23 protein-coding genes are annotated in these 21,275 nt (G+C 66.4%); 13 read left to right on the top strand and 10 right to left on the bottom strand.

Translation table 11 applies throughout. The features are described from left to right. Positions 1-13: 13 nt before the first annotated feature. The 3 genes from tnpC to tnpA are packed head-to-tail and all read right to left on the bottom strand — an operon-like array spanning position 14 to position 2,315. Entirely contained in the window at positions 14-1,555 is a 1,542-nt protein-coding gene (tnpC, locus tag ACFJI2_RS03325) for an IS66 family transposase (RefSeq protein ID WP_377700834.1), read from the bottom strand. A 29-nt stretch (positions 1,556-1,584) separates the two neighbouring features. Next, positions 1,585-1,932: an IS66 family insertion sequence element accessory protein TnpB gene (gene tnpB, locus ACFJI2_RS03320; RefSeq protein WP_377700833.1), complete on the bottom strand. Its 348-nt coding sequence runs from the start codon at positions 1,930-1,932 to the stop codon at positions 1,585-1,587. Continuing rightward, positions 1,929-2,315 (bottom strand): IS66-like element accessory protein TnpA, encoded by a 387-nt coding sequence (gene tnpA / locus ACFJI2_RS03315; RefSeq protein WP_377700832.1) that lies wholly within the window; start codon positions 2,313-2,315, stop codon positions 1,929-1,931. Before tnpA ends, tnpB begins: the two co-directional genes overlap by 4 nt. A 289-nt stretch (positions 2,316-2,604) precedes the next feature. Between tnpA and ACFJI2_RS03310 the strand changes: the two genes are divergently transcribed. The 12 genes from ACFJI2_RS03310 (at position 2,605) to ACFJI2_RS03255 (ending at position 13,011) form a co-directional block, all read left to right on the top strand. Further along, positions 2,605-3,837 carry a helix-turn-helix domain-containing protein gene (locus tag ACFJI2_RS03310; protein WP_377703734.1) on the top strand — a complete coding sequence of 411 codons (1,233 nt, stop codon included), beginning with the start codon at positions 2,605-2,607 and terminating at the stop codon, positions 3,835-3,837. Between the two features lie 46 nt (positions 3,838-3,883). Beyond that, positions 3,884-4,537 carry a hypothetical protein gene (locus ACFJI2_RS03305; protein WP_377703733.1) on the top strand — a complete coding sequence of 218 codons (654 nt, stop codon included), beginning with the start codon at positions 3,884-3,886 and terminating at the stop codon, positions 4,535-4,537. Positions 4,538-4,547: 10 nt separating this feature from the next. Further along, positions 4,548-5,312: a DUF899 domain-containing protein gene (locus tag ACFJI2_RS03300; RefSeq protein WP_377703732.1), complete on the top strand. Its 765-nt coding sequence runs from the start codon at positions 4,548-4,550 to the stop codon at positions 5,310-5,312. A 20-nt stretch (positions 5,313-5,332) separates the two neighbouring features. Beyond that, positions 5,333-6,115, top strand: coding sequence for a hypothetical protein (locus ACFJI2_RS03295; protein ID WP_377703731.1), 783 nt, complete (start codon positions 5,333-5,335; stop codon positions 6,113-6,115). Then, positions 6,045-7,265, top strand: coding sequence for an MFS transporter (locus ACFJI2_RS03290; RefSeq protein WP_377703730.1), 1,221 nt, complete (start codon positions 6,045-6,047; stop codon positions 7,263-7,265). Before ACFJI2_RS03295 ends, ACFJI2_RS03290 begins: the two co-directional genes overlap by 71 nt. Continuing rightward, the gene (locus ACFJI2_RS03285; protein ID WP_377703729.1) at positions 7,262-8,902 is read left to right on the top strand and encodes a glycoside hydrolase family 43 protein; all 1,641 of its coding nucleotides are present in this window, start codon (positions 7,262-7,264) and stop codon (positions 8,900-8,902) included. The genes ACFJI2_RS03290 and ACFJI2_RS03285 overlap by 4 nt, the downstream gene beginning before the upstream one ends. Before the next feature lie 62 nt (positions 8,903-8,964). Then, positions 8,965-9,738, top strand: a complete 774-nt coding sequence (gene xth, locus ACFJI2_RS03280; RefSeq protein WP_377703728.1) for an exodeoxyribonuclease III — start codon at positions 8,965-8,967, stop codon at positions 9,736-9,738. Between the two features lie 80 nt (positions 9,739-9,818). Continuing rightward, positions 9,819-10,109: a hypothetical protein gene (locus ACFJI2_RS03275; protein WP_107877088.1), complete on the top strand. Its 291-nt coding sequence runs from the start codon at positions 9,819-9,821 to the stop codon at positions 10,107-10,109. Positions 10,110-10,206: 97 nt separating this feature from the next. Then, positions 10,207-10,506 carry an antibiotic biosynthesis monooxygenase family protein gene (locus ACFJI2_RS03270; RefSeq protein ID WP_107877092.1) on the top strand — a complete coding sequence of 100 codons (300 nt, stop codon included), beginning with the start codon at positions 10,207-10,209 and terminating at the stop codon, positions 10,504-10,506. A 78-nt stretch (positions 10,507-10,584) separates the two neighbouring features. After that, positions 10,585-10,887 (top strand): hypothetical protein, encoded by a 303-nt coding sequence (locus ACFJI2_RS03265; RefSeq protein WP_377703727.1) that lies wholly within the window; start codon positions 10,585-10,587, stop codon positions 10,885-10,887. 137 nt (positions 10,888-11,024) lie between these two features. Beyond that, positions 11,025-12,032 carry an SLAC1 anion channel family protein gene (locus ACFJI2_RS03260; protein ID WP_377703726.1) on the top strand — a complete coding sequence of 336 codons (1,008 nt, stop codon included), beginning with the start codon at positions 11,025-11,027 and terminating at the stop codon, positions 12,030-12,032. 16 nt (positions 12,033-12,048) lie between these two features. After that, positions 12,049-13,011, top strand: a complete 963-nt coding sequence (locus ACFJI2_RS03255) for a GlxA family transcriptional regulator (RefSeq protein WP_377703725.1) — start codon at positions 12,049-12,051, stop codon at positions 13,009-13,011. Here the strand turns inward: ACFJI2_RS03255 and pncB are convergent. The 3 genes from pncB to ACFJI2_RS03240 all read right to left on the bottom strand — a co-directional run bounded on the left by pncB (position 13,008) and on the right by ACFJI2_RS03240 (position 15,847). After that, positions 13,008-14,195 (bottom strand): nicotinate phosphoribosyltransferase, encoded by a 1,188-nt coding sequence (gene pncB / locus ACFJI2_RS03250; protein WP_181259924.1) that lies wholly within the window; start codon positions 14,193-14,195, stop codon positions 13,008-13,010. The genes ACFJI2_RS03255 and pncB overlap by 4 nt on opposite strands. Positions 14,196-14,207: 12 nt before the next feature. Continuing rightward, positions 14,208-15,089: a cysteine hydrolase gene (locus ACFJI2_RS03245; RefSeq protein WP_377703724.1), complete on the bottom strand. Its 882-nt coding sequence runs from the start codon at positions 15,087-15,089 to the stop codon at positions 14,208-14,210. 143 nt (positions 15,090-15,232) lie between these two features. Further along, positions 15,233-15,847 (bottom strand): FMN-dependent NADH-azoreductase, encoded by a 615-nt coding sequence (locus ACFJI2_RS03240; RefSeq protein WP_107877102.1) that lies wholly within the window; start codon positions 15,845-15,847, stop codon positions 15,233-15,235. A 112-nt stretch (positions 15,848-15,959) separates the two neighbouring features. On the opposite strand from ACFJI2_RS03240, the gene ACFJI2_RS03235 reads away from it, so the two are divergent. Continuing rightward, positions 15,960-16,877, top strand: a complete 918-nt coding sequence (locus ACFJI2_RS03235; protein WP_107877105.1) for a LysR family transcriptional regulator — start codon at positions 15,960-15,962, stop codon at positions 16,875-16,877. Positions 16,878-16,890: 13 nt separating this feature from the next. Here the strand turns inward: ACFJI2_RS03235 and ACFJI2_RS03230 are convergent, their stop codons facing one another. From ACFJI2_RS03230 to ACFJI2_RS03215, 4 genes are read right to left on the bottom strand one after another with little or no spacing between them, the layout of a single operon-like run. Continuing rightward, positions 16,891-18,195, bottom strand: a complete 1,305-nt coding sequence (locus ACFJI2_RS03230; RefSeq protein ID WP_377703723.1) for an EAL domain-containing protein — start codon at positions 18,193-18,195, stop codon at positions 16,891-16,893. Positions 18,196-18,202: 7 nt separating this feature from the next. Further along, entirely contained in the window at positions 18,203-19,009 is an 807-nt protein-coding gene (locus ACFJI2_RS03225; protein WP_377703722.1) for a CheR family methyltransferase, read from the bottom strand. Between the two features lie 24 nt (positions 19,010-19,033). Next, positions 19,034-19,579 carry a chemotaxis protein CheW gene (locus ACFJI2_RS03220; protein ID WP_377703721.1) on the bottom strand — a complete coding sequence of 182 codons (546 nt, stop codon included), beginning with the start codon at positions 19,577-19,579 and terminating at the stop codon, positions 19,034-19,036. Positions 19,580-19,594: 15 nt separating this feature from the next. After that, positions 19,595-21,256 carry a methyl-accepting chemotaxis protein gene (locus ACFJI2_RS03215; protein WP_377703720.1) on the bottom strand — a complete coding sequence of 554 codons (1,662 nt, stop codon included), beginning with the start codon at positions 21,254-21,256 and terminating at the stop codon, positions 19,595-19,597. Positions 21,257-21,275 lie beyond the last annotated feature (19 nt).

Genomic DNA, 21,275 nt, shown 5'->3' with positions numbered 1-21,275 from the left:
AAGCGGCGTAATCTCAGAGGGCTGCTGGCAGGCCGCAGTTCCACGGCAAGAATTCATCAACCCGGTTGACGGGATGATCGGCGATATGCGTCAGCACATGGCGCAACCAAGCTTCGGGGTCGACACCGTTCAGCTTGGCCGTCCCGATCAACGAGTAGATCGCGGCGGCGCGCTCGCCGCCGCTGTCGGCGCCGGCAAACAGGTAGTTGCGGCGGCCTATCGCTACGCCACGCAAGGCGCGCTCGGCCGCCGAGTTGTCGATCTCGATGGCGCCGTCATCGCAATAGCGCAGCAGCGCCGGCCAGAGTTTGAGCGCGTACAGGATCGCCGCCGCAGTGTCGGACTTGCGCGACAGCGTATCGAGCGTGGTGCGCAGCCAGTGTTCCAGGTCATCGAGTAGCGGGCGCGAGCGGGCTTGCCGAACCTGCCTTCGTTCGTCGGGAGGTTTGCCTCGGATATCTGCCTCGATCACATAGAGCTCGGCGATCCGGCGCAATGCCTCGGTGGTCAGCGCCGTCGGTCGCGCCGCGTGCAGGTCATGGAACTTGCGTCGCGCGTGCGCCCAGCAGGCGGCTTCGCGGATCGTTCCATTTTCAAACAAGGCATTGAAGCCAGCATACGCATCGGCTTGCAGCACGCCTTCGAACTTGGCCAGGTGGGTCTGCGGATGAATGCCCTTGCGGTCGGGCGTGTACGCAAACCAGACTGCTGGCGGTGCGGTGTCGCCCGAAGGCCGGTCGTCACGCACGTAGGTCCACAAGCGCGCCGTCTTGGTTTTTCCGTTGCCGGGCGCCAGCACAGGGATCGGGGTGTCGTCGGCATGCAGCTTCGACGCTGCCAGCACGTGGCGCCGAACGGCGTCAACTAACGGACGCAGCAGTGCGCTGGCCGAACCGACCCAGCTCGCCAACAGGGCGCGGTCAAGGTCGACGCCCTCACGGGCATAAATGACCGACTGGCGATACAGCGGCAGGTGATCGGCAAATTTCGCCACCAGGATGTGGGCCAGCAGGCCGGGACCGGCAATGCCGCGCTCAATCGGCCGGCTCGGTGCCGGTGCCTGGACGATCGCATCGCAGCAGGAACAAGCAAGCTTGGGACGCACATGGCGGATCACGCGGAAGCTGGCCGGCACGAAATCCAGTTGCTCGGCCACGTCTTCGCCCAGCGGCCGCAGGCCGCCACCGCAGGCCGGGCAGGCGTCGGCCGCTGGCGCATAGACCTTCTCGTCACGCGGCAGGTGATCGGGCAGAGGCCGACGCACCGATTTTTTGCGCGGCGCCTGGTCGGCCGCCGGCATCTCGCGCGCCGCCTCGGCCTCGTCGGCCTGCAGGTCTTCCAGTTGCAATTCCAGCTGCTCGATCTGGTGGTCCAGCTTTTCCGACTTGCGGCCGAACTGCATGCGCCGCAACTTCGCGATCTGCAGCTTGAGGTGTTCGATCTCGACGGCGCGCGTGTTCAGTTGTTCGCGCAGACCTTCCACCACCTCGTTTTGAGCGAGCAGCAGCGCCTTCAAGGCGGCGATTTCGTTGGGCAGGTCGGCTGGGCTGAGCATGCGCCGAGTTTACGCGAGGCGTATCACGTTTACAAGGCCGAGGTTGGTTTCCAAGTTCGCTCGGGGCGCCGCCAGTCTATGCCCTCGAGCAGCATCGACAGCTGCGCCTGCGTCAACGCCACCGAGCCGTTGCTGGCCTGCGGCCAGATGAAGCGGCCACGCTCCAGCCGCTTGGCCAGCAGGCACAGCCCGTCACCGGTCCACCACAGTAATTTGATGAGATCGCCGCGCCGGCCACGAAACACGAAAACGTGCCCGCTGAACGGATCTTCCTCCAGCGCCGTCTGCACTTTGGCAGCCAGCCCATTGAAGCCGGAGCGCATGTCGGTGGTGCCGGCGGCGAGCCAGACCTTGGTGCCAGCGGGCAGGCCGATCATCGTAGAACCCGATCCAACACTTGCGCCAGCGCAGCGGCATTGGGCTGACCTTCGATCCGCACGCGGACCTGGCCCAACTCCAACACGATAATGCCGCTGGCGTCGGAGGTGTCGTTATTCGGAGCAGGCGCCGTTGGCGCCAGCACCACCGGCAACAAGCCATCATCCCGCATTAACGCAGGCACGCCGAGGCGCCCTTGCTCATAGAGACGGCGCCAGCTGAACACCTGGTTAGCGTTGACGCCGTGCTCGCGCGCGATGCGCGCGACCGAAGCGCCCGGCTCCAGCGACAGCGCCACCAATGCGCGCTTGAACTCGAGCGGGTGCTGGCGGTAGTGGCCGCGTGGATTCTTGGAAATGATCGGTTGAAAATTTGTGTCCATAATCGAAAATTGTGGGCACAACGCTGTGCCAAAATTCGATCATGGATTACGCTGGTCAGGCAGTCCAGACGGCGCTGGGAAGACGCTTACCCGAAAATCGCCTTTGGCGATTTTCCGGGTGCGTCATCTATCCGGCGCAGGGAGGATTATATGCAGAGTAGCTCGCTTGCGCCTGCTTGGCCGCTTTCCTTTGTCGTCCGCCAGGCCGCCGCAAGGCAGCGGACAGGGCCTCCGCTGGACGCTGGAAGCGCCGTGTGTGCACCAGCCGAACGCAGTGTATGCTCTCGCCATGGACTCCCTGATCGCCGCCTCCGCGCGCGCCCTCGCCGCCGGGGACGTACTCGGCGCGCTCAAACGTGTCGCCCTGCGCGACGATCCGCCCGCACTGGCCTTGCGCGGCATCGCCATGGCGCAGCTGGGCGAACACACGCGCGCACGCGAGCTGCTGAAGCTGGCGGCGCGCGGCTTCGGTACGCACGAAGAGCTGTCGCGCGCCCGCTGCGTCGTGGCGGAAGCCGAAGTGGCCATGGCCGTGCGCGACTTCGGTGCCCCGCCGCGCGCGCTGGCGGCGGCCATCGCCACGCTTGAAGCACATGCCGACCACGCCAATGCGTTGCAGGCCCGGCTGGTGGCCGCGCGCAAGCTCTTGCTGCTTGGACGGCTGGACGAGGCGGGCGCCGCGCTGGCGCAGCTGGACGCGACAGGCCTGCCGCCGGCGCTTGCCGCAGTGGCCGGCCTGGCCAAGGCGGAACTGGCGCTGCGCTCGCTCAACATGGAACCGGCCCGCACGGCGCTCGCAAGCGCGCGCGAGGCCGCCGAACGCGCCCGCGTACCGGCCTTGATGGCGGAAGTGGCGGAAGCCCAAGCCGCATTGGAACGCCCCGCCGCGCGCCGCCTCTCCGCCGGCTGCGAACAGTTGCTGCGCCTGGACGAGGTGGCCGCCCTGCTCGCTTCGGACACGCTGGTGGTGGACGCCTGCCGGCGCGGCATCGCCGCTGGCGCCAGCGGGCTCGCCGGCTGGCAATCCCTGGCCCGCCGCCCCATCCTGTTCTCGCTGGCCCGCGCGCTGGCCGAAGCCTGGCCCGGCGACGCCGACCGCGAATCGCTGATCGCCACGGCTTTCAACCTGCAAGCGCCGGACGAGACCCACCGCGCCCGCCTGCGCGTGGAAATCGGCCGCCTGCGCGCGCTCGTCAAGGACGTTGCGCGCATCGATGCCACGCCGCGCGGCTTCGTCCTCAAACCACATGGCGAGCGCACCGTGGCCGTGCTGGCGCCGCCCATCGATGGCGAACAAGCTTCTCTGCTGGCCCTGCTTTCCGACGGCGCCGCCTGGTCCACCTCCGCGCTGGCGCTGGCCCTGGGCGCCAGCCAGCGCACCGTGCAGCGCGCGCTGGCCGAGCTGGAAATGGCCGGGCGCGTGCGTTCCATCGGCAAGGCCCGCACTTGCCGCTGGCTGGCGCCGCCGCTGGCCGGATACACGACAATCTTGTTACTCCCTGCCGCGCTGGCAATGGCATAAAGTTCTCCTGCGGCGCCGGTTCCTGGCGCGACAACAGGAGACGTTAATGACGAACAAGAACCACCCTGCCCCGCGAGCGGCCGAGATCGTCCGCGAGTACGGTCCTTTCGACGGCGCCAAGAGCATAGCCGGCGTCACCCATGACGGCCAGCGCGTCTGGGCCGCCACCGGTGACAAGCTGATCGCCTTCGATCCCGCCAGCGGCGAGACCACGCGCTCGCTGGAGCGCGCCTGCGATGCCGGCACCGCTTTCGACGGCACCTATCTGTACCAGATTGCCGAGGAGCGCATCGACAAGATCGATCCCGCCACGGGCGATGTGCTGTCCACCATTCCCGCGCCCGGGCACGGCTTCGATTCCGGCCTGACCTGGGCCGAAGGCAGCCTGTGGGTCGGCCAGTACCGCGACCGCAAAATCCACCAGATCGATCCGGCCACCGGCGCCGTGATCCGCAGCATCAGTTCGGACCGTTTCGTCACCGGCGTGACCTGGGTGGACGGGGAGCTGTGGCACGGCACCTGGGAAGGTGACGAAAGCGAAATCCGGCGCATCAATCCGCAGAGCGGCGCCGTGCTGGAGCGGCTGGAGCTGCCGGCCGGCGTGAATGTCAGCGGCCTCGAGTCCGACGGTGCGGACCTTTTCTATGCAGGTGGGGGCGGCAGCGGCAAAGTGCGCGCCGTGCGCCGTCCCAAAAACTAAGGAGCAGATCATGAAAGATACCGTAACCCATCCCGTTGTAAGCCATGCGCAGTGGATCAGCGCGCGCAAGGCCTTGCTGGCGCGCGAGAAGGAGCTGATGCGCCAGCACGATGACCTGGCCCGCGAGCGCCGCGCGCTGCCGTGGGTGCGCGTGGAGAAGAACTACGTGTTCGACACGCCGCAAGGCAGGCGCACGCTGGCCGACCTGTTCGAGGGCCGGCGCCAGCTGATGGTGCAGCACTTCATGTTCACGCCGGGCAAGGAGCAAGGCTGCCGCAGCTGCTCCTACATGGCGGACCATACGGACGGCGCGCTGCCGCACCTGGCTCAGCGCGACCTGAGCTTCGTGGCCATTTCGCGCGCCCCGATCGCGGACATCGAACGCTTCCGCCAGCGCATGGGCTGGCAGTTCAAGTGGGTGTCGTCGGGCGAGAGCGATTTCAATTATGACTTCAACGTGAGCTTCACGCCGGAGCAGAGCGCGCAGGGAGCAGTGGACTACAACTTCACCATGCAGCCCTTCCCGCTGCCGGACGCGCCCGGCATCAGCGTGTTCTACAAGGACGACGCGGGGCAGATCTTCCGCACCTATTCCAAGTACGGGCGCGGGGTCGAGGTGATGATGCACACGTATGCGCTACTCGACCTGACGCCGCTGGGACGGCAGGAGGACGGCCTGGCGGACACCATGTCCTGGGTGCGCCACCATGACCTGTACGAGACGGCGCCGGCCGCCGCGCCCGCAGCCGCCGCGTGCTGCCACGCGACAGCCTGAAACACTGAGGCGGGGGCGGCGTGGAAACCTTATGGCCATGGCTGGCGGTGGCGGGGGCAGGCGCACTGCATGGGCTGAATCCCGCCACCGGCTGGTTCTTCGCGGCCGCGCAAGGCCTGCGCGCGCGGGACCGCAGGCAGGCCTTGCGCGCGCTGCTGCCGATTGCGGCAGGCCATGCTGCATCGGTGGCGCTGGTGGCCGCTGCGGCGGTGCTGGGCATGAGCATGGACCGGACCACGCTCTGGACGCTGGCGGGCGCGGTCCTGGCGCTGGCGCTGGCACTGGCACTGGCAGCATTGGCCAGGTTCGCCATATTGGCTGCATCGGCTACATTGGTCACGCCAATCGCCCCGCAAGCCACACGAGCTCTACGAGCCCCACGGGGGCAAGCTGCGCTGGCGCTGTGGTCCTGCGCCATGTCCACCGTGCACGGCGCCGGCTTGATGCTGGTGCCGGCGCTCATCCCGATCTGCCTCAGCGCCGGTCCTGCCAGGCAGATCACCGCGTCCGGCTCGCTCGTGCTGGGGCTGGCCGCCGTGGGCATCCACACCGTGGCGATGCTCGCCGCCACGGCAATTATCGCTTCTATAACATGCAGCAAGTTTGCGCAATCATTACTGTGCGGGGCGCGCCGGGTTTATGGTATCGTTCAGCTCCCATCACATTTATGGTTGCGCAAACATGCTTATCTCCAAGATCCGAGGATTACGCTGGTGGATGATAGGCCTGATCATGCTCGGCGCAGTCATCAACTACCTGACGCGCAGCACGCTGGCCGTGTCGGCGCCGACGTTGCTCACTGACCTGCACATCACCACGCAGGAGTACTCGTACATCACGGCCGCCTTCCAGGGCGCCATCATGCTGCAGCCGCTGTGCGGCTATGTGCTGGACGTGATCGGCCTGAAATTCGGCTTCGCGCTGTTCGCGGCGGCGTGGTCGGTCATCTGCATGGCGCACGGCATGGCCACCAGCTGGCAGGCACTGGCGTGGCTGCGCGGCTTGCTGGGACTGGCCGAAGGCTCGGCCAATCCGGCCGGCATGAAGGCCGTGTCCGAATGGTTCCCGGCCAAGGAGCGCGGACTGGCGGGCGGCATCTTCAACATCGGCGCCTCGTTCGGCTCCATGCTGGCGCCGCCGCTGGTGGTGTGGGCCATTTTGCACTACAACTGGCAGTCCGCCTTCGTCATCACCGGCGCGCTGGGACTGGTGTGGGTGGCGGCCTGGCTGCTGCTGTATGACGCGCCCGCGCGCCACCGCCGCCTGTCCGAAGCCGAGGCGCGGCACATCGCCGCCGGGCAGGAACAGCACCTGCAGGGCGACGGCACGCGGCCGTCCATCAGCAGCATCCTCAAGATGCGCAATTTCTGGGGCATTGCCCTGCCCCGCTTCCTGGCCGATCCCACCTGGGGCACGCTGTCGTTCTGGGTGCCGCTGTACCTGACCACGGTGCGCCATTTCGACCTGATGCAGATCGCCATGTTCGCCTGGCTGCCCTTCCTGGCGGCGGACCTGGGCTGCCTGTTCGGCCCAGTGGTGGTGCTGGCGCTGCAAAAGCGCGGCGTGCGGCTGATTAACGCGCGCCGCAGCGCGTTCACGCTGGGCGCCTGCATGATGATGGGCGTGGCTTTCGTCGGCTTCGTGGACAGCCCATACGCGGCGATTGCCTTGCTCAGCCTGGCGGGCTTTGCGCACCAGACCCTGTCCGTCACCGTCATCACCATGTCGTCCGACCTGTTCCGCCGCAATGAAGTGGCCACCGTCGCCGGCATGTGCGGCACCTTCGGCAACCTGGGCCTGCTGCTGTTTTCGCTGCTGATCGGCGGGCTGATTTCCAGCGTCGGCTACACGCCGTTCTTCGTCAGCCTGGCCGTGCTGGACCTGCTGGCCGCAGCGCTGCTGTGGTGCCTGGTGCGCGAGCAGCCCCCTACTCTCATCACGAAACAACCATGATCCAGAATCCCATCCTCCCCGGCTTCAATCCCGATCCGTCCATCGTGCGCGTGGGCGACGACTACTACATTGCCACGTCCACCTTTGAATGGTATCCGGGCGTGCAGATCCACCATTCGCGCGACCTCGTGAACTGGCGCCTGCTCACGCGCCCGCTCACGCGCGCGAGCCAGCTCAACATGCTGGGGACGCCGGATTCCTGCGGCGTATGGGCGCCCTGCCTGACTTACGCGGACGGCTTGTTCTGGCTGATCTACACGGACGTGAAACGCTACGGCCGCACCTCCACCGGCGCCGCCGGCGGCAGCGCATCGCTGCGCGACTTCCACAACTACCTGGTCACCAGCCCGTCCATCGAAGGCCCGTGGTCCGACCCGGTCTATCTCAACAGCAGCGGCTTCGACCCTTCGCTGTTCCATGACGACGACGGCCGCAAGTACTTGCTGAACCAGCTGTGGGACCACCGTCCGGGCAGCAACCGTTTCGCCGGCATCGTGCTGCAGGAATATTCGGTGCAGGAAGGACGGCTGGTTGGCCAGCGCGAGAACATCTTCAAGGGCACGCCGCATGCGCTGACCGAAGGGCCGCACATCTACAAGCGCAACGGCTACTACTACCTGCTCACGGCCGAAGGCGGCACCGGCTGGAACCACGGCGTGACCATGGCGCGCTCGCGCAATCTGCACGGGCCGTACGAGCTGCATCCCGACCAGACCATCCTCAGCGCGCGCCACCGCCCGGACGCGGCGCTGCAGCGCGCCGGCCACGGCGACCTGGTGGAAACGCAGGATGGCCAGACTTACATCGTCTACCTGTGCGGCCGGCCGCTGCGCAACCGCGGCACCTGCACGCTGGGCCGCGAGACCGCGATCCAGCCCATGGTCTGGGGCGAGGATGGCTGGCTGCGCACCGTGGACGGGTTGGGAACGCCCGAGCTGCAGGCCGCCGCGCCCGGCCTGCCGGAACACCGCTTCCCCATCGCCGCTGCGCGTGAGGACTTCGACGCGGCCGAGCTGCCCGCCGCCTTCCAGTGGCTGCGCACGCCGTGGCCGGAAGAGCTGTTCAGCCTGACCGACCGACCCGGCCATCTGCGCCTGTACGGACGCGAGACCATGGGCAGCCAGTTCCGCCAGGCGCTGGTGGCGCGCCGCCAGCAGTCGCACTGCTACAGCGCCGCCACCGTGGTGGAGTTCGAGCCGCAGCACTACCAGCAGCAGGCCGGCCTGGTCTGCTACTACGGCGGCGCCAAGTTCCACTACCTGTACATCACGCATGACGAGACCGTGGGCAAGCACTTGCGCGTGATGAGCAGCCTGCCCAATCATCTGCAGACGGACAGCTTCACCGCGCCGGTGGCGCTGCCGCCCGGCGTGCCGGTAGAGCTGCGCGTGGAGGTGGACGAGGAGCGCCTGTATTTCGGCTACCGGCTGGGCGGGGACGGCGGCGGCTGGCAATGGCTGCCGCAGCAGTTCGACGCCAGCATCCTGTCCGACGAAGCCAGCGCGCCAGGCCAGCCCAACTTCACCGGCGCCTTCGTCGGCATGGCTTGCCAGGACATGGCCGGCAGCGGCCTGCACGCCGACTTCGACTACTTCGACTACCGCGAGCGGCCGTACAGCGCCAACCCGATGAAGTAAATGTGCGGCAGACCTGGCCGCTTGCGGTCACAATAGGCGCTCCACATGACTGCGGAGGCGCCATGCGCATAGCCACGTTTAATGTCAACGGCATCACCAGCCGCCTGCCGGCCCTGTTGCAATGGCTGGCTGAAACCCAGCCCGACGTCGCCTGCCTGCAGGAGCTGAAGGCGCCGCAGGAGAAGTTCCCGGAGGCGGCGCTGAACGACGCCGGCTACCAGTGCATCTGGCACGGCCAGAAGAGCTGGAACGGCGTGGCGATCCTGGCGCGCGGCAAGGCGCCGCTGGAAGTCGGGCGCGGCCTGGCGGGCGATCCGGAGGATGCGCAAAGCCGCTACATCGAAGCGGTGGTGGATGGCGTGGTGATAGCCTGTCTCTACCTGCCCAACGGCAATCCCGCGCCCGGCCCCAAGTTCGACTACAAGCTGAAATGGTTCGACCGCCTCATCGGCCGCGCCGCCGAGCTGCTCGACACCGGCGCGCCGGTGGTGCTGGCGGGCGACTTCAACGTCATGCCCACCGAACTGGACGTGTACAAGCCCGAGCGCTGGGTGGACGATGCGCTGTTCCGCCCGGAAACACGCGCCGCTTTCCACAGGCTGCTGGAGCAAGGCTGGTGCGACGCCTTGCGCACCATGCATCCGGGCGAACGCATCTACACCTTCTGGGACTATTTCCGCAACGCCTATGGCCGCGATGCCGGCCTGCGCATCGACCACCTGCTGCTCAGCCCAGCCCTGGCCAGCGTGCTGAAGGCGGCCAATGTGGACCGCGACGTGCGCGGCCGGGAAAAGCCGAGCGACCATGCACCCACGTGGATCGAGCTTGATTTATAGCTGAAGCTATTTAACTGGACATCGCCGGAGCGAATCCTATACTCCTCATACCCACGCGTAACCTGAATGAGGAGACCATCATGGACGCATACGAACCGCGCCGCCGCAAATTCGAGCAGCAGACCCACTCGGGCACCAGCAGCGCCGGCAGCATGGGCGCAGGCGGCACCGGCGGCAGCAGCCAGTCCGGCATCCGCGACGCAGCCGCCCCCGGCAACAGCCAGTCCGCCGGCCGCACCGACGACCTGCTCTCCGGCTGCTGCACCGAAGACCAGCGCGCCGAAGGCTTCCAGCGCGACTGCAACGCCGAAGCCCTGCGCCAAGGCCTGGAAACACCCGCCCCCGCCCGCAGCGGCGGCAACCGCCAGTAAAGCTACCGCCTAGCATCTGGTTGATATCGCGGCAGCGGCATGCATGGTTTTGTGCTTTCGGGCAAAATGGTTGGATTGCCACCGATAGGACCTGACCATGATTTACGAAATTGCCGAAATCCAGATCAAACCAGACAGCAACGCCGCCTTCGAAGCGGCCGTCAAGGAGGCGGTGCCGCTGTTCAAGCGCGCCAAGGGCTGCGAGGCGATGCGCCTGGAGCGCATCATCGAACGCCCGGACACTTACCACCTGGTCATCAACTGGACCACGCTGGAAAACCATACCGTCGACTTCCGCGGCAGCGAGGACTTCCAGGCCTGGCGCGCGCTGGTTGGCGGCTTCTTCGCCCAGCCGCCCAAGGTTGAGCACACCGAGACCGTGATCACCGGCTTCTGAGCCCGGTCACCGAAGGCGGCGACGCAGCGCGCCGCTTTCGCTCACAATAGGCCATCACGCATCCAGGAGCATGCCGTCATGGCCAATACCATCCACCGCAACTTCATGTCGCAGGAAGACGCCGAAGCCGCGCGCAGCGCGCTGCTGGCTGCGGGCTTCCCCGCCACCGCCCTCAACCTGGCGCCGCACCGCGCACTGGCGCAAAGCACCACGGTCAGGGCCGTCGACAACATCTTCAACTCGCTCACGCCGGACAACGCCGACAGTACCGACGAGCCGCGTCCGCGCCCCGTCGCCCTGCTCAGCGTGGACGTGCTGGACGACGAGCAGCGCGAGCAGGCCGACGCCATCCTGCGCCGCCACAACGCCATTGACGCCTGAGCGCCGCGCTATGGCCGACATGGCTGACATGGCTGACATGGCGCCCAATTTGGCCGAAAACGACGCTTTGCAGCACTTTCGGCCAGAATGGGCGCGGCCGATAATGGACCCATTGAAATCAACCCGATGGAGTCCCCATGCCAGCCGCCAACCCGAGCACGCAGCCCGCCGCCGATAACGCCGTCCTTCCCGCCAGCCGCTCATCCATCCGCAACCTGCCAGTCAACCTGTTCGCCGCAGTGATGGGCCTGTCCGGCCTCACGCTGGCCTGGCGCGTGGCCGCCAACAGCTTCGGCGCCGACATCGCCATCGCCAACGGTATCGGCGTGCTGGCCATCCTGGCCTTCCTGCTGATCGCCTCCGGCTACCTCGTCAAAGCGGTGCGCTACCCGGACGCGGTGCGCAAGGAATTCACGCATCCGGTGGCAGGCAACTTCTTCGGTTCCATCACCATCTCGCTGCTGTTGCTATCCACCGTGGTGGACGGCTACAGCACCGCGCTGCAGCAAGCGCTGTGGACGCTGGGCGTGCTGACCACCGTGGCGCTCGGCGCCATCGTGGCCGGCCGCCTGCTGCGCGGGAACGGCGCGCCCGGCAGCGCCGTTCCCGCCTGGCTCATCCCCGGCGTGGCCACGCTGGACATCGCCGTCACCGGCGCCACCATGCCCATGGCCTGGGCGCATGAAGTCAACCTGCTGGCCGTGGCCATCGGCAGCGTGCTGGCGGTGGTGTTCTTCGTCATGATCTTCTCGCGCCTCGTTCACAGCGAACCGCTGCCGCCCGGCATGACGCCCTCGCTGATGGTGCTGGTCGCCCCGTTCGAGGTCGGCTTCCTGGCCTACGTCAACCTGGTGCACCGGGTGGACATGTTCGCCTCCATGCTGTTCTACTTCGGCCTGTTCATCTTCGTGGTCGTGGCGCCGCGCGTGTTCCGGCCGTCGGTGCCGTTTGCCGCCTCGTGGTGGGCCATCGGCTTCCCGCTGGCCGCGCTGGCCATCGCCGCCCTGAGGTACGCCACGGCTACCGACAGCGGCGTGCTGGCGGTGCTGGCCGCCGTGCTGCTGTCCTTCCTCACCGCCGCCATTGCCGTGCTGCTGGTGCGCACGCTGCACGCACTGATTTCCGGTAAGCTGCTCAGTGCCTAAGCCACAGGAGTTCACGATGCGCATTGCCATGCTGGTCTTCCCTGGAGTGCAGATGCTGGACGCGGTCGGCCCCATCGAAGTATTCAACGAAGCCGCCCGCCACACCGGCAAGCCGGACGCCTACCAATTCGAGCTGGTGGCGCCGCAAGCCGGTCCGCAGCGCGCCTCGAACGGCATGGTCTTCCACGCGGACGTGGCGTTGGACGCAGCCGCTCCCGGCATCGATACGCTGCTGGTGGCCGGCAGCCCGGACATGCACACCATGGAGGTGCCCCCTGCTCTGCTGGACTGGCTGCGCGTCCAGGCCACGCAAGTGCGGCGGCTGGGCTCCGTGTGCAGCGGCGCCTTCCTGCTGGCGCGCGCCGGCCTGCTGGACGGCAAGCACGTCACCACGCACTGGAACAGCTCTGCCAGGCTGGCGCGCGACTTTCCCAAGGTGCATGTGGAGGCGGACCAGATCTACGTGCGCGACGGATCGCTCTACACCTCCGCCGGCGTGAGCGCGGGCATGGACCTGGCGCTGGCAATGGTGGAGGAGGATTTCGGCCGCGAAGTGGCGCTGAGGACGGCGCGCGAACTGGTGATGTTCCTGAAGCGCCCCGGCGGCCAGTCCCAGTTCAGTGCCCACCTGGCGGCGCAGTCGTCCGAACGCAGCGCGATACGCGAGGTGCAGGAATGGGTGCTGGCCAGCCTGGCCGAGCCGCTGACGGTGGACGACATGGCCGCGCGCGCCGGCATGAGCACGCGCAATTTCTCGCGCCAGTTCAAGCAGGACACCGGCATGACGCCGGCCGATTTTGTGGAAGGCGCGCGCATCGACGCCGCGCGGCGCCTGCTGGAAGACACCATGAACCCGCTCAAGCGCGTGGCCGCCTGGAGCGGCTTTGGCAATCCCAACGGCTTGCGGCGCGCCTTCCAGCGCCGCCTCGGCGTTACGCCCGGCGATTACCGGACGCGCTTCCAGAAGGCTGCCAGCTAGGCAGGATGGTGAAACACCTGGCGCAGGTAAGCCAGGAAAGTCTCGTCCTTGCACATGGTCTTGCCCGGCGAATCGGACAGCTTAGCTACCGACTGGCCGTTGCAGCGCACCAGCTTCATGACGATGTTCAGCGGCGTCAGGCCCACGTCGTTGGTGAGGTTGGTGCCGATGCCGAAGCCGGTCATGATGCGGCCGGCGAAATGGCGGTACAGGCTGAAGGCGGTCGGCAGGTCCAGCCCATCCGAGAACACCAGGCGCTTGGTGTTGGCGTCGATGCGCAGCGCGGCGTAGTGCGCCAGCGCCTTCTCGCCCCACAGCACCGGGTCGCCCGAATCGTGGCGCAGGCCGTCGAACAGCTTGGCGAAGTACAGGTCGAAGTCCTCCAGGAAGGCATCCATGCCCACCACGTCGGTCAGCGCCACGCCCAGGTCGCCCCGGTATTCCTGCACCCAGTCCTCCAGTGCAGCCTTCTGGAAGTCGCGCAGGCGCACGCCGAAGGCCTGGAAGGACTGCATGTACTCGTGCGCCATGGTCCCGATGGGCACCATGCCGAGGCGCTTGGCCAGGTAGACGTTCGACGTGCCCTTGAAGTACTGCGGCACCTCGGCCGCCAGGCGCAGCACCACCTCGTCGTGCCACGCGGCCGAGAAGCGGCGGCGCAGGCCGAAATCGGAAAACTCGAATGGATGGCGCAGGCCGGGCTGCAGGCCGAAGGCCTTCAGCGACGCGATCTTGTCCAGCAGGCGCTCGCGGCCCTCGGCCAGCGCGGCCTCCTGGTCGAAGCGGCGGAAGTACAGCTCGTTGACGATGTAGAGCACGAAAATCTCGAAGCCCATCACGTGCACCTGCGGGCCGGCCGCGCGGATCGCCAGGCTGTCGCCCTGCACTTCCACCTGGATGAACTTGCGCTGGAAGCGGAACACGGCCAGGAAGTCGACGAAGTCCGATTTCATGTAGCGCAGCGAGCGCAGGTAATCCAGCTCGTCGTCGGCGAAGGACATATTGCACAGGTGGTCCAGCTGCGCGTTCACTTCATCGGCCAGTTCGGCCAGCGGGAACACAGTGCTGTTCCGGCACAGGAATTCGTATTCGGCGTGGGCGCCGGGATGGCCATGCAACAAAGCCTGCCACATGCTGAATTTATACAGGTCGGTTTCCAGCAGACTGCGGACCACGGGGATCATCAACATATTCTCCTAGCGGCCGGCATTGAGCAGCAGCTCTTGCAGCACGTCGCCCGACTGCGCCAGGCGCACGCCGCGTTCTTCCATCTCTTCGAGGAAGTCCTGGTACTGGTCGCAGAAGCCGGCCACGGGGCTCATGCAGTCGGTGACGAGCACCAGGCGGCGCAGGCCGTCCTCGCCGAAGCGGGCCGCGAACTGCGCGGCGATATGCTCGGTGGTCGCCTTCACGCAGTGGCTGCCCGCTTCGCCGGCGATGTAGACCAGGTCCGCCTCGGCCAGGTGGTCGATCAGGGTGCGGTTCAGCTGCGTGTCCGGGTCCGCGTCGTCCGGCACCTCGGCCATCACGGCGGAATAGTGCTCGGTCCACGGATTGGAACCCTTGGTGATCTTGGTGACGGTGCCCAGCGACGCGTCTTCCCAGCGGTTGTATGCCGAGCGCACATCCTCGTGCACGTTGTGGCCCCAGGAGCCGATCTCGCAATGCACGGGCCAGATCATCAGGCGGTAGCGGTCGGCCTGCTCCAGCGCATCCAGGTAAGCCAGCGCGCGCGGCAAGGCGGCGCTGTCGCGCGGCAGGAAGGCCTTGCCGCGCACATCGGCGGCGGTGATCTGCGTAAAGGGAGCGGGCGCGGCGCCGTCGGCAGTAAGCCAGAAAGTGGGATGCGCAATGTCGTAGCGGTGGTGGGAATCGAGCGTAACGCTAATTGCCGTCAAGCCATGGCGGCCGCGGTTGATCAGGCCGGCCAGGCGCAGCATATCCTGGTGGGCGCCGGGCACAGGCAGCGCCGGCGCATGCAAGCTCTTGGTGGCCGGATTCTCCGGCAGATAAGCCGCAGGCAGATCGCAAAAATCGTTTTGCGGGTCAATGACAAGCAGATGCAGATTGCGTTTCATGGGCAGGCTCCGGGGCGCGATTACCCCATGATACCTGCTGTCAAGAATTCCTACTAAACCCTAACGGATTCCTACAAACGGCCTGAGCCGCATTCGGGGTCTGACCCCGAATGCGGCTCAGGCTGCTTGAGGTGCCTGGCGGCTTAGGCGGCGACGAGGTCGTCGATGGATTTGCGGCTCTTGGCGATGGTGTCGGCGACGGCTTGCTCGCCCAGCGCGGCGCCTTCGGCTTGCACGAAGGTGACGTCGGTCAGGCCCAGGAAGCCCAGCACGGCGCGCAGGTAGGTGGTCAGGTGGTCGTAGGCGGCGGCCGGGCCTTCGCTGTAGATGCCGCCGGTGGCGGTGAAGACGTACACTTTCTTGCCTTTCAGCTGGCCTTCGGGGCCGTTGGCGCCGTACACGAAGGTGACGCCGGCACGGGCGATGTGGTCGATCCAGGCTTTCAGCGTGGAGCTGACGGAGAAGTTGTACATCGGCGCGCCGATCACGATCACGTCCGCTGCCTGCACTTCGGCTACCAGCGTGTCGGAGGTTTTCACGGTGTAGGCCTGGTCGGCGTTGCGCGCTTCGGCCGGGGTGAAGAAGGCGCCCATCATCTGCTCGGTCAGGTGCGGCACGGGATTGGCCGCCAGGTCGCGCTCGACGATGGTGTCGGCCGGGTTGGCGGCCTTCCATTTGGCGATGAATTCAGCCGACAGCTGGCGCGACAGGGAACCGGAATTACGCACGCTGCTGTTGATGTAAAGTACGTTTGCCATGATGCTGCTCCTTCATTGTGTGGGACCCGGTTGGGATTGCATGCATGATAGAACGGGTTTAATATCGATGAAATACAGTAAATTTCAATCGAAATTATCGATTTTTTAGATCATGCGAGATCCCGGCCTTCCCTCCCTCGACCAGCTGCGCGTGTTTATCGCCGTCATCGACCATGGCGGCTTTGCGCACGCGGCGCGCGCGCTGCACCGCACGCAGTCGGTCATCAGCTATACCATCGCCAACCTGGAGGAGCAGTTGAACATCGCGCTGCTGGACCGCAGCAAGCGCAAGCCGACGCTGACCGAGGCGGGCCGCGCGCTGCTGGCCGATGCGCGCGCGGTGTCGATGAAGGTGGACAGCATGCGTTCGCGCGCCAAGGCGCTGTCGGCGGGGCTGGAGGCGGAGGTGTCGCTGGTGGTGGACGTGATGTTCCCCACCTGTTTGCTGGTGCGCATCCTGAACGACTTCCAGCAGCAGTACCCCACGGTGGCGATGCGCTTGCGCACCGAGGCGCTGGGCGCTGTGACGCAGCTGGTGCTGGAGCGGGTGTGCCATATCGGCATCAGCGGCGGCGTGATCGCCACGCCGGACGCGATCGAGCGCCGCGGAGCGGGCGAAGTGACAATGATGCCAGTGTGCTCGCCGGACCATCCATTGGCCAAGTTCGACGGCAAGATCCCGGTGTCGGCGCTGCGCGACCATATGCAGCTGGTGCTCACGGACCGCAGCTCGCTCACCGCCGGCAAGGACTTCGGCGTGCTGGGCCTGCGCAACTGGCGCCTGGGGGACCTGGCGTCCAAGCACGCGCTGCTGCGCGGGGGCCTGGGCTGGGGCAGCATGCCGCATGCGCTGATCTATGACGACCTGGCCAGCGGCCGCCTGGTGCAGCTCGATATCGCGGACGGCAAGGCCTTCCAGTATCCGCTGTTCGTCATCCACCGCGGCGACGAGGAGCCCGGCCCGGCGGGCCGCTGGCTGATGCAGCAGTTCCTGGACCTGGACCACAAGCTGCCGCACGGAGCTTATTGAGCCCGGGCGCCCTTTAGCGCAGCGCGGCGGCGGGCGACGAGAGCTGGCGGAGGCGCGCGCGGTTGGATTTGATCCAGCCGGCGATGTCGCCAGCCGGCATGGGTCGCGCAATCATGTAGCCTTGCGCCAGTTCGCAGCCCAGCTCGCGCAGCAGCGCCCAGTCGCTGAGCTTTTCCACGCCTTCGGCCACGGTGGTGACGCCCAGGCGCTGGCCCATCTCGATGGCGCTTTCGAGGATTACGCGCCGGTTTGGCCGCTGCGAGGCGCCGTCCACGAACATGCGGTCTATCTTCAGTTCCGTGAACGGGCAGCGCGACAGCTGCTGGATCGAGGAGTAGCCGATGCCGTAATCGTCCATCGCCAGGCCGTAGCCTTTCAGGCGCAGGCGCGCCACATTGGCCAGCGCTTGCGCGAGGTTGTTCATCACCATGGTCTCGGTGATTTCCCAGATCACCAGTTCGGGCGAGATGCTGAAGGACTCCACCATGTCGTCCAGCTGGTCGATGAAGGTGCGCTCGGCCAGGATGTCGGCCGACAGGTTGATCGATACTTTCATCGAGGTGAGGCCGATGCGCTGCCATTCCACCAGCCGCGCCAGCGATTGTTCGACAATGGACAGCGTGAAACCTGCCATCAGCGGCGTGCCTTCCAGGCTGGAGATGAAGTGCCACGGCGCCAGCAGGCCCTGCTCGGGGTGCTGCCAGCGCGCCAGCGCTTCGAGGCCTTTGATCAGGCCGGAGTTCATCGATATCTTGGGCTGGAACACCGGTACGAACTGGGACGCGGCGAGTGCCTGTTCCAGCTGGCCCAGCGTCAGCTCGGGACGCTCCATCACCGCCGCCGGCGCCTGGCGCACGTGGCCGACGCGCCGCAGCAGCACGTTCAGCTCGTCCATCATCACGGGCTTGAGCAGGGTGCCAAGCAGCGTGAGGCCGGTGTTGTCGGCGTCCATGTTCTCGACAAGCTCCAGCAGGCGCGGGTCACGCGCGCTCATGACGATCAGGCTTTCGGTGAGCTTGCGTTCGTTCAGGTGGCGTATCAGTTCGATGCCGTCCATGCGCGGCATGTCGAGGTCGGTCAGCACAAGCTGCACGCCTTGCACGCCTTGCACGCCCGGCTTGCCGCTGCGGCAGTACTGTTCCAGCACCTCCAACGCATCGGCGCCGTTCCAGGCTTCCAGCACCAGGCCGAAGCCCAGCGAGCGCAGCATGCTGACCATGTGGGCGCGCTGCACCGCGCTGTCTTCCACCACCAGGGCGGTGTGAGTGGACCAGTCCAGCGCGTTCAGCGGCGCGCTCTTTTCCTGGATCGTTTGCATGGCGGGCTTACGGCTTGCGGTATATCGACGGCGCCACCATGGCCACGTCGCTGTTGATGTCATTCAGGCTTTCGGAGTGGCCGATGAACAGGTAACCGCCCGGCTTGAGCTGCTGCACCACGCGCCCCACCACCTGGCGCTTGGTGTCGGCGCTGAAGTAGATCAGCACATTGCGCAGGAAGATCACGTCGAAAGTGCCAACCTTGGGCAGCGTGGCGTTCAGGTTCATTTCCATGAACTGCACGCGCTCGCGCAACGGGCGCTGCACCAGCAGCGTGCCGGCGTACTTGTCCAGGCCTTTCAGGCAGAAGCGCTGCAGGTAGCTGTGCGGGATATTGCCGGTGCGTTCCATCGGGTAGTGGCCGAAGCGCGCCTTCTGCAGCACGCGGGAACTGATGTCGGACGCGGTGATTTCCCACGGCCGCTCCTCCAGCACATCGGCCAGCACCATGGCGATGCTGTAGGGTTCCTCGCCGGTGGAGCAGGCCGCGCTCCACACGCGCAGGTTCCCGCTGCGCTCGCGCGCCTCTTGCGCCACCGTGCGCAGCAGGTCGAAGTGCTTGTTTTCGCGGAAAAAGTAGGTTTCGTTGGTGGTCAGCAGATCCACCGCGCACTGCGTTTCGCCCGGCTCCTCACCGCTGGACAGCAGCTTGAAGTACTCGCCATAGGAGCTTACGCGGTGGTGCTGCAGCCGCTTGGACAGGCGGCCGCCGACCAGCGCCTTTTTGCTGGGCGCCATCGCGATGCCGGCGGCTTCAAAAATGAATCGCTGGAACTGTGCGAACTCCTGGTCGCTGATGGCGGTGGGGGTCATGGCGTCTGCTCGCTATGGCCGGGGTCAGGCTTCCACCGCCAGCGCGCGTTCGCCGGACGAGGCCAGCGCGCTGATCTCCTGGACCGACAGCACCTGGCTGGCGTCCAGCAGGATCACGAACTTGCCATTGACCTTGCCCATGCCGGCGATGAAATCGCTGCGGATGCGCGCGCCGAAGGACGGCGCCGGTTCGATGTCGGCGGCGGCAATCTCCAGCACGGCGTTGACGGCGTCCACCATCACGCCGATCACCTGCTGCTCACCGCCCTGCTCCACTTCGACGATGATGATGCAGGTGCGCTTGGTGATCTCGCTGGCCTGGCGGCCGAAGCGCGCCGCCAGGTCCATTACCGGCACCACGGCGCCGCGCAGGTTGATCACGCCGCGTATGGCTTCGGGCATCATCGGCACCGAAGTCAGGCCGGCGTACTCGATGATCTCCTTCACCGCCAGGATGCCGACCGCGTAGATTTCGCCGCCCAGCACAAAGGTCAGGTACTGCTTCGGCTCGGCGGCGCCGGCTGCACTTGGTGCCAGTGCGTTCGGCTGTGCGTTCGACTGTGCGTTCATATTGCGCTCCCCCGCTCAGAATTTGGTGAAGTGCGCTTCGTCCGGCTCGCCTTCCGGGAAGTGGGCGGTGCTGACATGGCCGCCCGACGGCGCCGCCAGCTTGCGGCCTGCGCCGCGCGCGGCCGGCTTGCGCAGCGGCTGCACCGTGGCGCGGTGCTGCACCGGCGCGGCGCCGGCCACGCGGAAGAAGGCGATGGCGGCCTGCAGTTCCTCGGCCTGGCTGCTCATCTCTTCGGCGGTGGAGGCCAGTTCCTCGGAACCGGCGGCATTCTGCTGCGTGGTGCTGGACAGCTGCCCCACGGCCGCGTTGATCTGCGCCACGCCGGATGACTGCTCTTCCGACGCCGCCGTGATTTCCTGCACCAGGTCGGAAGTCTTCTTGATGTTGGGGACCATGGAGTTCAGCAGTTCGCCGGCGCGTTCGGCCAGGCTGACGCTGCTGGCCGCGACTTCGCCGATTTCCTGCGCCGCCACTTGCGAGCGCTCGGCCAGCTTGCGCACTTCGGCCGCCACCACGGCGAAACCCTTGCCATGTTCGCCGGCGCGGGCCGCTTCGATGGCCGCGTTCAGCGCCAGCAAATTGGTCTGGTAGGCGATATCGTCGATGATGACGATCTTGTTGGCGATCTGCTTCATCGCCGCCACGGTTTCCTTCACCGCCGCGCCGCCTTCGGTCGCTTCGATGGCGGCCTTGCTGGCCATGGCGTCGGTGACCTTGGCGTTCTCGGTGTTCTGCGCGATGGAAGCGGTCATTTCCTCGACCGAGGCGCTGGTCTGCTCCACGCCTGCGGCCTGCTCGCTGGCCGCCTGCGACAGCGACTGCGCCGTGGCGCTGACTTCTTCCGATGCGCCGGCCAGCACCTGGGCGCCGTTGGTCACTTCGGCCACCACTTGCGACAGCTTGTCCACCATCTGCTTCATCGAGTACAGCAGGCTGCTGCGGTCACCGTCCTTGACGCGGATGTCCAGCGCCAGGTTGCCGTTGGCGACTTCGCCCACGATCTGCGCGGCGTAGTCAGGCTCGCCGCCCAGCTGGCGCAGCAGGCTGCGGATCAGCGCCCAGGACAGCAGCACGCCAAGCAGCAGGCCGCCGCCGATCAGGCCCGCGTTCATGCGGGTGGTCGCGTCGTACTGCTTCACCGCGTCTTCATACTCCTGCTTGGCCACTTCTTCCTGCAAGGTGCGCAGCTTGGTCAGCAGTTCCAGCGGCGGGTAGAAGTCCTTTTCGATATTGCGCATCGCTTCCGCCGATGCTTTCTGGTTTCCGGCCTTGGCCAGCGCCATGGCGGCCATGCGCTTCTCGTTGTAGGCGTTCCAGGCCGGCGTGAATTCGTCAACCATCTTCTTTTCGTCGGCAGTGAGGACGGTTCCAAGATAGTCGGCCATATTCTTCTTGAATGCCGCGTCGTTCTTTTCCAGCGCCACCAGGTCGGCTTCCACTTCGGCAGGCGTTGCGCCGAACGAAGCCTGCACGCTGCGATGGCGCATGCGCAGCATGGCGTCGCTGATCTTGGCCAACTGGCCGAGCGCGACGGTGCGGTCTTCGTACACGGTCTTGAGCTTGTCGTTGCTGAAGCTCATGCCGCGCATGCCGGCGTAGCCGACCGCCATCACGATGATGGACAGCAGCGCGACCAGGATACCGAGGCGGGTGCCTACTTTAAGTTTGTTGAACATGCTCATCTCCAATGAAAGC

It is taken from the genome of Pseudoduganella sp. UC29_71 (genome assembly GCF_042693265.1).
In the GTDB taxonomy this organism is placed as follows: Bacteria; Pseudomonadota; Gammaproteobacteria; order Burkholderiales; family Burkholderiaceae_D; genus Rugamonas.
The sequence above is the reverse complement of the archived record's forward strand: the minus strand, read 5'-3'. Positions and strand labels throughout refer to the sequence as shown.